The sequence below is a fragment of the Pseudomonas sp. Irchel s3b6 genome, assembly GCF_900187415.1.
Taxonomy (GTDB): Bacteria; Pseudomonadota; Gammaproteobacteria; order Pseudomonadales; family Pseudomonadaceae; genus Aquipseudomonas.
The window spans coordinates 252,709-266,981 of record NZ_FYDM01000003.1; the positions used below are offsets into that span (position 1 = coordinate 252,709).

Annotated in this window: 14 protein-coding genes; all 14 read right to left on the reverse strand. The window is 60.0% G+C overall.

Annotated elements, in window-relative coordinates:
- Window positions 1-4: 4 nt before the first annotated feature.
- Window positions 5-1,273, reverse strand: a complete 1,269-nt coding sequence (locus tag CKW07_RS07230) for a hypothetical protein (protein ID WP_095144255.1) — start codon at window positions 1,271-1,273, stop codon at window positions 5-7.
- Between the two features lie 22 nt (window positions 1,274-1,295).
- On the reverse strand, window positions 1,296-3,122 hold the full coding sequence (locus CKW07_RS07235) for an acyl-CoA dehydrogenase (protein WP_176465292.1): 1,827 nt from the start codon (window positions 3,120-3,122) through the stop codon (window positions 1,296-1,298).
- A gap of 10 nt (window positions 3,123-3,132) precedes the next feature.
- Window positions 3,133-4,116 carry a hypothetical protein gene (locus CKW07_RS25435; protein WP_176465293.1) on the reverse strand — a complete coding sequence of 328 codons (984 nt, stop codon included), beginning with the start codon at window positions 4,114-4,116 and terminating at the stop codon, window positions 3,133-3,135.
- Entirely contained in the window at window positions 4,113-4,643 is a 531-nt protein-coding gene (locus CKW07_RS07240; protein ID WP_095144257.1) for a hypothetical protein, read from the reverse strand. Before CKW07_RS07240 ends, CKW07_RS25435 begins: the two co-directional genes overlap by 4 nt.
- Window positions 4,640-5,476: a hypothetical protein gene (locus CKW07_RS07245; RefSeq protein ID WP_141234433.1), complete on the reverse strand. Its 837-nt coding sequence runs from the start codon at window positions 5,474-5,476 to the stop codon at window positions 4,640-4,642. The genes CKW07_RS07240 and CKW07_RS07245 overlap by 4 nt, the downstream gene beginning before the upstream one ends.
- A 4-nt stretch (window positions 5,477-5,480) precedes the next feature.
- Complete coding sequence (locus CKW07_RS07250; RefSeq protein WP_141234434.1) at window positions 5,481-6,410, reverse strand: hypothetical protein; 930 nt, start codon at window positions 6,408-6,410, stop codon at window positions 5,481-5,483.
- A 118-nt stretch (window positions 6,411-6,528) separates the two neighbouring features.
- Window positions 6,529-7,686: a hypothetical protein gene (locus CKW07_RS07255; protein ID WP_095144260.1), complete on the reverse strand. Its 1,158-nt coding sequence runs from the start codon at window positions 7,684-7,686 to the stop codon at window positions 6,529-6,531.
- 3 nt (window positions 7,687-7,689) lie between these two features.
- Window positions 7,690-9,231, reverse strand: coding sequence for a class I adenylate-forming enzyme family protein (locus tag CKW07_RS07260; protein ID WP_095144261.1), 1,542 nt, complete (start codon window positions 9,229-9,231; stop codon window positions 7,690-7,692).
- A gap of 15 nt (window positions 9,232-9,246) precedes the next feature.
- Window positions 9,247-10,032 (reverse strand): hypothetical protein, encoded by a 786-nt coding sequence (locus tag CKW07_RS07265; RefSeq protein ID WP_095144262.1) that lies wholly within the window; start codon window positions 10,030-10,032, stop codon window positions 9,247-9,249.
- Window positions 10,029-10,988 carry an alpha/beta hydrolase gene (locus tag CKW07_RS07270; protein WP_095144263.1) on the reverse strand — a complete coding sequence of 320 codons (960 nt, stop codon included), beginning with the start codon at window positions 10,986-10,988 and terminating at the stop codon, window positions 10,029-10,031. The genes CKW07_RS07265 and CKW07_RS07270 overlap by 4 nt, the downstream gene beginning before the upstream one ends.
- Window positions 10,985-11,767, reverse strand: a complete 783-nt coding sequence (locus CKW07_RS07275) for a hypothetical protein (protein ID WP_141234435.1) — start codon at window positions 11,765-11,767, stop codon at window positions 10,985-10,987. Before CKW07_RS07275 ends, CKW07_RS07270 begins: the two co-directional genes overlap by 4 nt.
- Window positions 11,760-12,434 carry an ABC transporter ATP-binding protein gene (locus CKW07_RS07280; RefSeq protein WP_176465294.1) on the reverse strand — a complete coding sequence of 225 codons (675 nt, stop codon included), beginning with the start codon at window positions 12,432-12,434 and terminating at the stop codon, window positions 11,760-11,762. The genes CKW07_RS07275 and CKW07_RS07280 overlap by 8 nt, the downstream gene beginning before the upstream one ends.
- Window positions 12,435-12,454: 20 nt before the next feature.
- Entirely contained in the window at window positions 12,455-12,646 is a 192-nt protein-coding gene (locus CKW07_RS07285; protein ID WP_218192027.1) for a phosphopantetheine-binding protein, read from the reverse strand.
- 894 nt (window positions 12,647-13,540) lie between these two features.
- Window positions 13,541-14,251, reverse strand: coding sequence for an SGNH/GDSL hydrolase family protein (locus CKW07_RS07290; protein WP_095144267.1), 711 nt, complete (start codon window positions 14,249-14,251; stop codon window positions 13,541-13,543).
- Window positions 14,252-14,273 lie beyond the last annotated feature (22 nt).

The following is a 14,273-nucleotide window of genomic DNA, read 5'->3' on the forward strand; positions in this document are numbered from 1 at the left end:
CCCCCTAGAGTTGGAGTCGCAATTGCAAGCTGAGCTGCGTTGGTTTTCGTCCAAACTCGGACTCGCCGTTGCCAAATGTTTCACTTGCATTCAGCCGCACGGAGACATGCTCCCCGATGGCGCGGCCAAACTCGATAAAGGCGAGGCTGCTGCGGTCGTCGGCACCGTAGTAACCGCCGGTTGTCAGCGTGAAGGGATAAAGCTCGTCGCCGGCCGTATAGCTAGCGAACAGGTAGTTGCGGCGTAGGGTTTCGTTGCGCCCGAGCTCAGCGCTGTCACTGATAAGACTTGCACCGGAGAAGTCGCCCCAGGCAATGCCAGCGACAGCGGCATCATTGGCGGCGATAAAGCTCGCCCATTCGGCATCGTCGTAGCCGTGGCCGTTGCGGTAGTAACCGGCGTCGATCTGGCTGCCACCGCCCAGCGCATAGCGCATGCCAAGTATTGCGCGTGTGTACGTGCCGTCTTCGTGCGACTCCGCGTCCCATCCCGTCGTCGTCAGCGGACGCAGATCCCGCCGGCGCGCCACATCAGCTTCGGCCGCAAGGATGGTGCGGTCGAGTTCGACGTCCAACGACACGCCAATTCGGTTACCCATGTCAGGGTCATTCACCAGTTGCGTCGCCAGCCGAGCCGCTCCGGCTTGCCAGGCATAGCGAGCCGCGCTGAATAGCGTGTCAGACTTGATGTCACCCAGATCATCTTTCTGGCTGCCGACCATCGTCGTCAACTGCCCCTGACCTAGCGCCATCGAGACACGCAGGTAGGGATCGGCGTCGTTGCGTTCAAGGTCTTGCGGGTCGATTCGAAAGGCATAACCCAAGTGGGGATCAAGTGGATGAACCATGTCGAAGAAGCTCCACCCGGTGTAGTCGTACCCAGCTTCGAGGGTCATCTCACTAGAGTGAACCAGCCGCGCCCGGCGCAGTCGCAGATCGTCCTGCTCGTCGTCCCGCAGTTGCACGGTAGCATCGAAGACGAGTGCCATGCCGGCACCTCCGGAGACACCCGCCAGCAGATTGAGTGCCTGCGAGTCTTCGCGAGCCCCGGCAAGGGACTGCAAGGGTTGCGGTATCCAGGTGCGGGTAGCTTCACCCACCAAACTGGCATGGGTCTCGATGCGGGGAGAGTTCGCTGACCGGACGTCCACATCCGGCGTCTGCTGGATAGGTACCGTCACCGCGGGCAGATCGTCCAGCACCACCTGGTCGAACCCCGACGGCAGATCGCTAGCACATCCCGCTCCGACGACGGATAGAGACAGTAGCGTCATGAGCAGCCTAGACCTCACCGACTCATGCCGACTGCGTCGAGCCGGCCACAAACGGCTCCGGCGCGTGCTGCAGTTCGGCGGCGATGGCGCGAGCAGTGGCGATGCCGCGCGGCAGTAGGCGATGCACGAAGAAACTCGCCGTCTCCACTTTGAAGGCGTAAAACTCTGCATCCTCGGCAGCAATATTGCCAGTATCGAGCGCCTTGCGCGCGATCACGCCAGCCTCCAGCAAGTGCCAAGCGATAACGAGATCGCCAAGCGCGGACTGGAACTCCACCGCAAACTCCGACACATCGTTCATCTGAATACACACGCGCTGGCCGATAGCTTGGGCTGCCGCCATGACCGCCTCACAGGCGTCGCGTACAACAGCAACTTGGCGAGCGAAGCGCCCATCGGCCTCGGCACAAGCCACTACCGACTTGATCTGCGCCAGCAGCACTTCGAGCCGCTGCAAACGCACGCACATGCCAAGCTTGTCACGCAGCAGGAATAGCGCCTGTATGTGGTTAGTCCCCTCCCAGATCGACAACACCTTGCAATCGCGGGCGTTCTGCTGTGCCGGGTAGTCACGGGTAAAGCCGACACCGCCCATGGTCTGGATAGCGGTCTCGCAAACCCGCCAGGCGCTGTCAGAGTTATAGGCCTTGACCAGCGGCAGCAGCACTTCGCTGATGTCGATAGCCGCGCGACGCTCCTCGACAGTGGACTGCAGGTCGTTTTCGATCGACTGGCAGTGGCCTAGGCGCGCCAGCAACGCACGGCAGCCAGTGGTATAGGCGGCCATTTCCAGGCGCATGCGGCGTACGTCCGGATGCTCGGCGATCGGAAGACTGGGCGCACGAGCGCTCATCGACTGGTCGAACCTCTTGCCCTGAATGCGCTGCAGCGAATAAGCGTAGGCAGTCTCATAGGCCGAACTGGCCAGACCCAACGCGAAAATCCCCGTGGAGATGCGCGCAGGCTTCATCATCATCATCAATTGCTGCAGTCCACGGCCTTCGACCTCGCCGAGCAGGTAGCCCTCGGTAGGCACTTCCTCAGAAAAGGTAATCAGGGCATTGGCACAGCCCTTAAAGCCCATCTTCTGCACCACATCACGCACGCGAATGCCATTATCGACGCTCGGGCAACCGTCAGCGCCGAATCGATAACGCGGCACCAGGAAGCAGGACAGGCCGACCATGCCGCTCTGGGCCGGATCGGTACGGCACAACACAAAGTAGTAGATGTTATCGGTCAACTCATGGCTGCCCGCTGAGATCAGCCACTTGTGGCCGCTCACTCGATAGCTGCCATCTTCCTGACGGGTAGCGAGTGCGCGCAACCGGGTCAGATCGGAACCAGCCTCCAACTCGGTGATGCACAGGCAAGCGGTGGCGCTCAAGTCTTCAAGCGCCGGACGGTAGAGTGCGTTGAGCTCGACCGTGCCGTGTGCGCCAAGCAGGCTGAGACCGGGCTGCGAGAAGCCGACGTAGGTCATGAAGGAGGCATTACCCGACATGAACATCTCTACCATCATGTTCTGCAGGATAGGCGGCGGCATAAGGTCGTTGACGGCAGCGCTCATCCAGCGCGCCCAGATCTCACGATAGGCGACCATCAGCGCCGGATAACTGTCCGGCAGTTGCACGGTGCCGGCCTCAGTCAGGAACGCTTCCTGCTCGTCGCTCTCGCGGTAACTGCACGCCAGCGGACCTTCGGAAAACTCCTGCGCCTGCTTCAGGTTCAAGGCGATGAACTCTCGGCTCTGCGGCGAAGAAAAACCGAGCGTATCCTGAATGCGGAACTGCTCCCAGAGCAGGAAATTCATATCACGTAGCGGCGCTTGATAGGTCAGCTTGTGCATATAAATAGCCTCAGTTTCGAAGGGTCCACTGGAAGTAAAAATTGTTGCGTCCATAGAATTCGCGGTCGGCGTAAAGCACATGGGTCGGGCGCACCGGCACGGTGTCGTGTTCGCCCAACAGAGCGATTTCTCCCAGATCATGGCGATCAGCTTTGCCGAACGTCGGTTCGTAGGTGAGCCGCACCGGCTCGGTTGTTCCGTCGTCGACACGGAGCCACTCCAGCGCCATCAGGCCTATCCGGCCACCAGCGCCCAGGCAGGCAACGATCAGCGCCTGGGGGGGGGTGTGGTTAATATGGGAAAGCATGTCAAGCAGTGGACGCACGCTCATGAAATGGCGCTCGTCGCTTTCGATAGAGGGCAGCCAACGCTCTGGTGGCGGCACGGCCCCCTCCCTCAGCATCACCGTCAGCAGTTGCAGCAGCCGCTGTGACCATAGCGAGACGTTCTCGAAGGTAACTATTTCCGCGCCCGGCAGGCGTAGGCATAGGTTCTCCAGGCAACGCGCGAGTTCTTGTGACAGCTTCGCCGTGCCACCGAAGCTGCCTCGGCGGGCGAGGATTTCGCAATGTCCGATCTTGGCTATCGCGCCTTTGCGCTCCTTGCTCAGATCCATCACACAGGCGACATCCTGGGCAATGAAGCCATCGCCGCCGTCGCCGAGCTTGGCCACGTCCAAGGTGTGCTGCACGAAACTGGCCGGCGCCTCGAGCGCCAGGATGCGGCAGTACCGAACCGACCGCTGAACGAACTCCAGCACGGTGGCGAACAGACCAGTACAACCGATGGAAACGAAGACGATCTCCCCCGTGTATCCACGCGGCATGCTGGCTCGGAGGATTTCGCGCGCACGCGGCTCGTGAAGGATGTCGATCTCGGCCGACGAGGTGACAATGAACAGTTCGATTCCTTCGGCCCCATCCAGCCCAGCAGGAATCTCGCCACCCTCAAACAGGTAGATCGCTGTGATGTAGCAATCGGTGCCGAGGATCATGCCCGAGCCTCCGTCAGATCGATCTGCTCGATCCCGCAGTCGTTCAGCGCATCGGCGATACGTACCATCGTCTCAGCCGCCCCGACGGGTGCGTTGTACCAGCGCAACAGTAAGCGGTTGTCGCCGTCCTCAAGCATGTGGCGCAGGAACCCCTCGCGCAGACCGAAGAGGCTCACACCCTTGGCAGCCAGCCGCTCGCACTCATCCTCCAGGCCCAACAGGAAGAACAGGTCCTTTCCAAACAGCGACTTTGGCATCCGCATGATGCTGGGCATGCGCGAGTAGACGAGGATTTCCTGGAACAGCCCCTCGGCCTCGTGACGTAGGATGCCGACGATATCGCTCAGTAACTCGTACTTGCGCTCGTAGGTCACCCGCGAGGCCGGCCAAGAGCCACGGCCCAGTTGTCGGTAACTGTCGAAATCCAGGTCGTCGTGAAAAGGCGGCGTATGAAAGCCGGACGGAGCGGGCTTGCCTGGTCGGTAGGTGTGCACCAGCAGCCCCTGATACTCAATCACATGCGTCATGAGGCATCCTGTAAGGTCGAGGCCCCAGTCCCATCGACGAAACCGTAACGCACCGTCGGCGACAGCCGTAGCTTGGTCATTGCCCAGTAGCCGCGTAGCGAGGCGGAAGTAGCGGTGTGCACCTGCCCCGGCTGCAGCAGGCCGCCTTCCAGATGGGTGATATAGCTGATCCAGGTGTCGGAACCGAAGCAGTGCCCCCACTGTGCGTGGAGATCGGGCATCACTCGATCCATCGGCAAGAAGTGTGAGTAGATCCCTGCCATCTCGACGGGCAGGTAAGGCACGTTGGCGAGCCCTTCGGGTGTCTTGGCGAGCCATTTGCGCAAATCAACGCAGAACTCACCCATGCCTTGGCTCGACTGGGCGACGCTGACCACCCCATTACGTTCCTCTACCGGCGGCAGGCGCAGCAACACCGCCGAGATGCCGAAGCCCGACGCCCCCCAATTGGGGTCACCGCGCCAGAAGCTGATGTCAAGGATATTCAGATCCGCCACCAGGATCAGCGCATAGGTGGCCTGCGGTGTACGCCGCGCCGCGTAGTCGAGCGCGTAGCCCCAGCCGGCACACTCGTAGGAAGCGGTGAAGTTCTGCGGCACATGCACGCAGTGACGGGTGATCTCGGCGCGGATGCTCTCCCAACGCAGCCAGCCCGAGGTGAACGGCATGTCCATGATCGTGCTCACGACCATGCTGAAGCCGATCTGCGCAGGATCGATGCCTGCCGTCGCACGACTCACTTCGTCGGCCAGTAGCCGCCCGATGACACGGGCGGCCTGCTCGCCGCCGCTACGGATCTGGGTCGGTAACACCGGCAACGACCGATAGAACACCGCCTCAAGCTCCAACATCACGGAACCTCTTGTTGCGCTGGTAGATCTCGAAGAAGCAGCGATACGAACTGCCCTCCATCTTCGAAAAACCGAGCAGATCGCGCGCATCGCCTTGGGCAGGCACAAGACCGCTGATGACCAAATGCACCCACGTTTCGTTGGCGATCCACTTGAGCGCCATTGCCTGGTCTTCGGAGAAGCGGTCGAAGTAGCCGAGTTCTGCCTGGTTGATCGCCGCCCCGGACAGAAAATCAATCGAGGCAGATGCCACCTCATCCAGGCGCACCCGCCCCTGTTCCTCAAGCCATAAGATGTGTGCAATCAACGCACGAATCAGCCAAGGTCGCGCCATCGTCAGGAAAATCTTGGAGGCAATCGGTCCACCGCGGTTCATCATCCAGGATGGGGAAGCGGCCTCAATGGTGAGTTTGACGTTGCCCAACGGTAGATGGCCGTCGAGGAAGGCCGGACCGGACTGCGAGGTCTCGGCTTGGGCGTACACCTCGGGCGGCAGTAGCAACGAGGCGAGGACCATCGAAGCGCCCTGGCGCACTATGATGATTCCGAAGTCGGCTCGGTTGGCGTTCATCGAACAGATTTTGTCGATCGTCACACGCGGCGGCTCACCCGGCAGCAGCACCGAGTTCCAGTCAGCCGCCAGCGCGCCGCCACGGTCAGTCATCGCAAAGCAGGCCTGCTTGCCCTGCCCAACCCAGTTTCGCACCAGCGCTGCCTGCTCCTCAGTACCGGACAGGTCAATCATGATCGCTCCGAGCAGGCCGAAGAACTGCGCTGCGTGCGGTCCGAAACCAGTGCGGCGTACCTCTTCGACCAGCGACCGGATGGCGTGCACCACATCGTGCGAAGGCAGCGGGGTTCTAACCCGGCTCTCCTCGACGCGGGCGAACGGCTGCAAACTGTCGGCGATCGTCATGTCGCTGTCAGTCAGTCGGGTAGCCGAGGCCTCCATTAGGCGCCGTACAGCGGCGGGAACCTCAGTGTGCCGAGCCAGAGCATCGAGCGCTGGCATAGCCAGAATCCTACCAATGGGATCAGACGACATAGCTGGACGCCTCCCCTAACTGCAGGAAATTATTCATGGAGTAGGTACGCGTATAGGCGCCACAATTTTCAAATACCAGCATGTCGCCGGCTTCGATGGCGTAAGGCGCCAGGCCGATGACGTCGTCGCGGCTGCAAGTAGAGCCGGTGATGATGGTTTCCTCGCCCTCGGGCAGCGCCTCGGGGGTACGCCCATAGACCCAGGGCGTGCGGTACTTGCGCATCATGTTTTCCGTCTGCGCCAGAAGGAAAGCTTGCGCCATGCCACCGTCGCACACCACATAGCGCTTGCCGCAGACCGATTTCGACTGCAACACCTTCACCGCGAACACGCCACAATCAGCAAAGATCGCCCGTCCGAATTCATGTACCAGTTCGTAGCGTGACGGGAACGTAGCCAAGACTGCGCGGTAGCTGGTGAAGTCGTGGCCGCGCTCGGTCCAGTTCTCTTCTAGCCCGCCGCCAAGGTTGAGTACCTTGATCGGGTAGCCCAGCCAGGCTTCGACCTGCTCGACAATCTGTCGCATTGCCTCTACCACGTGCAGCGATGCCTTTGCGAACGTGTGCGGGCCGGCATAGAGATGCAACCCGTCGATCTCGATACCCAGCTCAGCTGCGCGGCGGATTGCCTGCACGACTTGCGGCATATCCATGCCGAACTGGTCGTCGCGAAGACGCGGCACGTCAGGACTGAACTGGGCGATCAGCTTGTTGGACAGCCGCAGGGTGATAGGCTCGACCTTCCGCACGCCGCGCAGCCGAGCGATCATTTCCAAGTGTGAGGGGGTGTCAAGGATGAAGCGCGCCCTGGCACCAAGCGTGGCCCGCACCAATGACTCGTTCAGCGCCGGGGTGTTGACGTAGAAATGGGGCGATTGTAGACCGGCACTCATGTGTAACTCACCGCGAGAGGCTACCTCGATGCCGTCGAAGTACTCCGGCGGCAACCGCGACAGCAAATCTTGCTGGTTCGACGCCTTGAACGAGATGATGACTTTTGTGCCGAGCGCTTCTTTCAGCAGGCGGATACGACGCCGCACCGCATCCGCCGAGAATACGAAGGCTGGCGTCTGCACGTTCGACAGGTCGAGCGACTCTGTCCAGGACTCTCCAGCATCAGGGAGTCGTGCTTGGGTATTAGCGGACATAGGTCAGAGCTCCTCCGCCATGATGCGCAGCTTGTTGAGATCAATTTTGCCGACCGGCGAGGCCGGCCATTGCTTCAGGAACTTCACCAGCCGGGGCTGGATGGTCGGATGCAGTTGAGCGAGAATGCCGTCGCGCAGCGCCGCTTCGGCGGTATCATCGCCGGCTACGTTAGTGACCGCGAACAGCACCGCGCTCTCGTCGCCATCCGGCTCCGTACGACCGACCACCACCGAGGACTCGACGCCGACGGTAGCCTCGGCGGCCGCTTCCAGATCACGCGGATACAGGCAGTAGCCACGCTGCTTGATGAGCGCCTTTGAGCGGCCGCGGAAGAACAGGCAGCCATCCTCGTCGCGCACAAACAGATCGCCAGTAGCGAGCCAGTTGTCGTCGCGATAATGACCGGGAATCAGACGAGCCCCGCCAGCGGCCGCCGGCGAGTGGTAGCCCTGCATCACCGAAGCGCCTCGCACATAGAGCTCGCCGTCGACGTTGTCGGGTGCCTCAACCAGTTGCCCATCCTTGTCGGCGATGACCACGCGAGCGTCCAGGCCGGGCATCGGTCCACCGACAGAGCCGGGCTTGGACTCGACCAGCTCCGCGGGCAGGAACAGAGCGCGCTTGCTTTCGGTCAGCCCATACATCGGCACCACCTGCACGCCCGGGAAGGCGCGTTGCAGAGCGGTGGTGGAGGACGGCGCCAGATGACCGCCCGTGTTGGTGACAATCCGCACCCCCTCAATCACGCTGCCAAAGGTGTTGAGAACGCGCGCCAGGCCGGATGCCAACGCCGGCACCACTGGAATGATGGTCGGCTTGCAAGACTTGATCATTTCCAAGATGCGCAGTGGGTTGGTGACTCCGCTGCCGAGATACAGCGTGGTGCGAGCGAACATCGCAAACAGCACCTGGTAGACGCCATAGTCCAGGAACATCGGCGGGATGCAGAGGATCCGGTCACACGGCCCGATGTCCAGGTAGGCGGTGATCGCACGCAGCGCGCAGAGCACGTTGGAATGGGTCAGCAGTACGCCCTTGGGTGAGCCTGAGCTGCCCGATGTGAAGATGATCAGGCCCAGATCCTCACCGGTGGCTACCCGTGGATTTCGCAATTCGATCAGCGGCACCGCACAAACGCGTTCCACCGCCGTGACGCTACCGTCGCCGCCGACAATGGCCTTGGCACCGGACTGCTCGACGATGGCGGCATGGACCTCTTGCGCACCGCTCGGGTCGACCGGACAAAGCGCACATCCCAGCGCCCAGACGCCGAGAATGCTCGCCACGCCGCCCAAGTCATTGCGAGCTTTGACCACCACCACGTCACCCGGTACGACCCCGGACATGGTGAGCTGCGCAACCACCTCGTCTACCTGCTCGACAGCCAGCTCCACACCATCGACATCACGAATCAGACCAGTGGCTCGGTCGCGCAGCATGGCGAGTACAAGATGTTGCAGGGTGTGTGCCCCGAGGCGCGGATCACCTTGGGGAAGCATGCCTTCTGCGACACAGTTCAATGCGCTCAGCGGTCGGTTTAACATGTCTGTAACCCCATTCTAATGAAGCGAGAGAAAGGAGAATTGGCAGGCGGCAAGTGCCGCCGCCGCATCGCCAGGCTGCAGTTGCGGTTCGCGCGCCAAGGGCCGCCCAAAACCATGCGGACTGACGATGAAGTACTTGCCTAAGGCCTTCGGGCGTGGCCCGAAAAAGCCTCGCCGGATAGCCAGCGCGATGAGGTTGACGCTAAGCGGGTCGCCAGCGCTAAGCAGCGGCAGCGCCAGCTCACGCGGCTGGGCGTCAAACGTTTGGTTGGGATCAACCAACACCAGTCGGCCAGACTCCAGACCGAGGTATTGCGCGAGCTGCGTAGCAATCGCCGGCCCCAGGCCGTCGGTCAAAATACGTTGATGCAGGATGCCAGCCGATAAGGTGGCGGAAAGACCGAGCGCACGGCGACGCTTTTCGGTGAGTACGACCATCCGACTCTTGACTGCCTGGTAGGTCTGCGGTGCCAGATGGGAAAGGAACCTCACTGGCGACTCCACCGGCGCCAGCGGCAGCAACACGACGGCGTTATCAACTGACTCCAGCGTCAGGGTCGCGAGCAACTCGGGATGAGTTAGCAGAGTACCGTTGCTGGCGGCGAAGTTGCGTAGCGGCACCGCATACTCGGCAAACCCTTGGCGCAGTCCCGCAACGAATTCCAAGCGCAACTGCGGGCCATCCGGCAACGCGGTGGGAGCCGTAAACTCCAGCTCATCGTGCAGCGCCACACCGTAGAGTGCGAGATCGGCGATCAACGCCACCGGGTCGCGGCGGGTGGATAGACTAAGGAGGCTCATATGCTCTCCTGCCTTTGCGCCGACTCCAGCACCAGGGTGTCTAGCCACTTCAGTAGGGCCTGCGCCGACAGCAGCAGCGTGGTGAAGTGATCGCCACCCGCCTCATGCAGGGCCTGCAGGCTCGCTTGCGGGGCGATCAGCCACGGCAGCAGCGTGCGTACGGCATCGGAGTTGACGAAGCCATCCTGGCCACCTGTCGCCAGGAATACCGGACAGCGCAGGCGGGCTAGCAGCAGGTCGACTCGGCCGACCATCGAGCCGCGTACTCCACGGGCAGTGTAGGTATAGGGAGCCTCGTTCTTGCCCGACGACTGGTAAGTGAGCACCGGCGCGGTGCCACACAGGCCAGTCATGCGATGGAACAGAAAAGCGCCGAGACGGAAGACCATCCTGCTACCCGGTGCCCTCCCCTTCACCTCGGCTTCGGGAGCCGGCCTCAGCATGTAGCGGAAGTAGGTGCCGTAATCTCGGCCACCGGAGTTGCGACGCACCAACGTGCCGTCGTCGGCAAAAGTGGGCGTGAGCATAGCGAAGCCGGCCACCTGCGGCGCAGCCACCTCCGCCAGTACCCGCGCCGACATGGCCGCGGCGCCGGAATGAGCAGCGAGCACAACCGGCAGCCCGAGCGTCTTTACTCGCAGCAGCATCCAAGCGATGTCCTCGCAGTAAACGCCGTGGTGAGCAATGTCACCCCGCGCTCCCTCAGACTTTCCGTGGCCGCGCTGATCCGGCATGAGCACCAAATGTCCGCGTGAAGCTAGCAGGCACCCGACCGTTTGGTAGTAACCTGAATGCATCCCCGCGCCGTGCAGCAGCAGCAACACCGTGCGCGCCACACCCGGCGGACAGGCCACACGCAGGTGCAGCGCGGTGCCGTCACCCATCTTGAGCGTAGCCTCTCCCTGCGCGCCCTCGACCTGCCAGCGGTCGAAGGCTTGAGCCACCTGCGCGGTCAACGCCCCAGCCCCATGATCAAGACCTGAGCCCGCGCCTGCCAGTACGGGACATTGCTATCGGCCAACTCACTGAAGATACGACGGGCGTCGTCCTTGCGGTCGACCTTCTGGTAAGAAAGGCCGAGCAATTCAAGCAGATACCAACGTGTCGATTCGTTGATGGCGAACCTACCCGACACCAGTGCCTCGAAATCGCTGACAGCGATGGAACCACGCCCGGCGACCATGGGCGAATACAGCGCATTGCTACCGCGCTGCATCAGCACGCCCCCATTGTCCGGGTTATCCCGCACTAGTCGATCCAGAGTCCGAGTGACTGATTTCGTTATGGCTAGAGCACCCATCGGCGAAACGGTCATGCCCGCTTCGATCGCATGTACATTGGTAGCGATGGCGGCAATTTCCGGGTCATCGTCGGACACTGAGAGAATTGTGGCCAGTAGTTCTTTGGCGGCGTTCACTCCATCTGGCTTGGGCGGCATTTCCTGGGCCGTACGCCTCAGTACCAGCAGCGCGAGTTGGCGGCGCTTTTCGATAGGTAGCTGGGTGACGTTCTGCGCAATTAGTTGCTGGTAGAGACCGTCCAGGTCGGAAGTTTCGAAAGACACAGGCCCACTACCCGTCTCTTTTGTCACTTCATTCAATACTACGCTTTCAGATCGTTCATCCGACGAGCCAATCAATTTACCAACAGATGAATTACCCGACGCATCGCAAGCCGTACTAAGAAATAAACAAGCTACAACACCGATTGAAACTAACTGTTTAAATTCAAACATTGGCAAGTACCCCATCGGTTATTACAAGCCTTTGATCGGCGAATCGCTCCGTCATTGGGTCGTGTGAGATAAGAAATACTGTCGCCTTTCGCTCATCAGCGAAATTGCGCAATATCGTCATGATGTTTTCGGCATTTTCGGCATCTAGCGCACCCGTTGGCTCATCGGCCAGCAGGATGCTCGGCTCCTGTGCCAGTGCCCGCGCTACCGCGACGCGCTGCTGTTCACCGCCGGATAACCGATCCGGACGCACGTGCATGCGATGGCTCATACCTACACGCTCCAGCGCACGCTCTATCCGCTCCCGCACATCCTCCGCCCGTCCATCACGCAGCGGATAGGCCACGTTTTCGGCTGCCGTCAGCGTCGGAAACAGGTTGTAGGCCTGGAAAATCAGCGCAACCTCGCGGCGGCGCATCGCCGTGCGCTGACGATCGGATAACTGATCCACCCGCTTGCCCATCAACCACAGCTGGCCCTCGGTCGGAGAGATCAAGCCGCCCAGCACCGAAAACAGACTAGATTTGCCTCCGCCGCTTGGCCCTTGTAGCAAAGTGACGCTTCCCGGCAGGCAACTCAGGCTGGCGGAACGTACCGCCTGAACCTCCTCACCACGCAGGTGGTAAGTCACGTCGATATCGCGCGCTTCGAGCATCGGGCTTTGCATGATAGTTCCGCCACTTTTCATTAAACGGATAGACTAAGCATCTGCTCGTCGATCTCTCGAAGCGTCGTGTTTTCGTCGATATCGATCTCGTCGAAATTGAACACGTTCACATAGACCTGTTGGCAGATAAGTATCAACTCCACCACATTCAGAGAGTCGATACCGATCTGCGACAATGGCAGATCGAGATCCACGCTTTCCAGCGCCAACATATCCTTAATTCCGCATGCCAACGCTTCAATCGTGCTTGTAGTTTCCATTGGCTTCCTGCTCCAGTAGCAAAATAGATACAGACCAACCATGAGGGGAAGGCAAGTACTGTCGTTATTAAACGGCCAGGCTCTTTTTAATCGAGACAGTAACTCGCCGTTCGCCCCCCAGCACTGAAAGTCCGGAAGCCGAAGCATTGAGTTGTACCGGCACGTTGGTTATGTCAGATACAGCATCGATGAGTAATCTCTAGTAGCTGTTAATGCCAGGACCCACCATGAGCAAAACAGCAAGCATCACCGCGATGCGTTGCATGATCGCGAACAGGATCAACCGTTCAAATAGGAGTTGTACTCGTGCGATGCAGACCAATGGGAATATTCAGCAGAGCACTTACCCAACTGTGACTTGAGAATGAAGCGGCCATCAGCGGCCACTTGTATGCCAACAGCCAAGCCTTGAACGACCCCATATAGTCTGCGTCGCGCCCGCCAACCGTCACATCCAGATTGACGCTTCTGGATTTGACCTGGTTAAAAATCAAGACACGTTATCCATAACCCATTCCATAATGGCTGACCCGTTGACATACGACCACCCAGAATCGTCACCTCATTAAAGACCCACAAAAATTCTTATGCGTCTAACCGTATAGCGCAAAGTATCTGGTTTCGGGTTGTCTAAAACTGCAACCTTGGTGATTTTTGGAACGGCGATTGTTCGAGAAACTCCTCCAAGGGGAGAGTCGGCTTTAGCACTGTCCCACACCTCATTTCAGTCCATATTCCTACGTAAAAATATCTGTGTACCTAGGAACCGACCCAAACTCTTGTATGAATTTTCGTACACAATTGCCGCTGGATGCTTGAGAAGCATGAGTAGGTGGGGCCGACATCTTACTTGTGATCAACGACTACCGGAGTGACCGTAGACTGTTCCGTCAATAGGGCGCCATCGTTGGTGCTACCACCATCTAGCAGTGGTAAAACATAATGAGCTAACGCCTCCCCCAATACCGCGTGCGCGGAAAATTCCATGTGCACCCCATCCACATCGCTCACCTGCACGCAGCGACCGGCATCGAAGAAAGCACAGCTGCGTTCCTGCGCGAGATGGCAATAGAGTGACGACAGCTCTTTACTGCGTGCGGCATGAAGGCCGAACTTTATGGCAATGTCCCCCTTGGGCATAATTATCGGAGGTGGCGCCACCAGAAGGATCGGTGGAACCGGCATTCCCGGTTCGATAGGCGCTTCTCGTACGCAATCGATCAAGGCAGACATGCCGGCTACCGAATCACTGGGCGCGCAGGAATGCATGGACTGGAAGTCATTAGTGCCTAGCATGAGGATCACCAGCGCCAGTGGCGACTGGGCCTCGATTTGCTGGGCTAGGCCTATCCCGCCATGTCGCCCGGGTTTTAGAGGATCATGCATGGCTGTACGCCTGCCGTTCAGGCAATCTTCGACGATGCGTACTTCCCTGCCCGCCGCTATCAGACGCTGCTCTAGCACTCCCGGCCAGCGTTGCTGAAACTTCATACGTTGCCGGGTGCCTGGAATGATCCCCCAACTAAGAGAGTCCGAATAAACCATTATTTGTTGCATCAATGTCTCCAGCGAGTTTTTT

What these genes read in the sequence shown, in the direction of transcription:
- CKW07_RS07255 (WP_095144260.1), bottom strand. Translation starts at nt 7,686, where the DNA reads ATGTCCGCTAATACCCAAGCACGACTCCCTGATGCTGGAGAGTCCTGG.
- CKW07_RS07250 (WP_141234434.1), bottom strand. Translation starts at nt 6,410, where the DNA reads ATGACGATCGCCGACAGTTTGCAGCCGTTCGCCCGCGTCGAGGAGAGC.
- CKW07_RS07230 (WP_095144255.1), bottom strand. Translation starts at nt 1,273, where the DNA reads ATGACGCTACTGTCTCTATCCGTCGTCGGAGCGGGATGTGCTAGCGAT.
- CKW07_RS07265 (WP_095144262.1), bottom strand. Translation starts at nt 10,032, where the DNA reads ATGAGCCTCCTTAGTCTATCCACCCGCCGCGACCCGGTGGCGTTGATC.
- CKW07_RS07275 (WP_141234435.1), bottom strand. Translation starts at nt 11,767, where the DNA reads ATGTTTGAATTTAAACAGTTAGTTTCAATCGGTGTTGTAGCTTGTTTA.
- CKW07_RS07290 (WP_095144267.1), bottom strand. Translation starts at nt 14,251, where the DNA reads ATGCAACAAATAATGGTTTATTCGGACTCTCTTAGTTGGGGGATCATT.
- CKW07_RS25435 (WP_176465293.1), bottom strand. Translation starts at nt 4,116, where the DNA reads ATGATCCTCGGCACCGATTGCTACATCACAGCGATCTACCTGTTTGAG.
- CKW07_RS07260 (WP_095144261.1), bottom strand. Translation starts at nt 9,231, where the DNA reads ATGTTAAACCGACCGCTGAGCGCATTGAACTGTGTCGCAGAAGGCATG.
- CKW07_RS07235 (WP_176465292.1), bottom strand. Translation starts at nt 3,122, where the DNA reads ATGCACAAGCTGACCTATCAAGCGCCGCTACGTGATATGAATTTCCTG.
- CKW07_RS07285 (WP_218192027.1), bottom strand. Translation starts at nt 12,646, where the DNA reads ATGTTGGCGCTGGAAAGCGTGGATCTCGATCTGCCATTGTCGCAGATC.
- CKW07_RS07280 (WP_176465294.1), bottom strand. Translation starts at nt 12,434, where the DNA reads ATGCAAAGCCCGATGCTCGAAGCGCGCGATATCGACGTGACTTACCAC.
- CKW07_RS07240 (WP_095144257.1), bottom strand. Translation starts at nt 4,643, where the DNA reads ATGACGCATGTGATTGAGTATCAGGGGCTGCTGGTGCACACCTACCGA.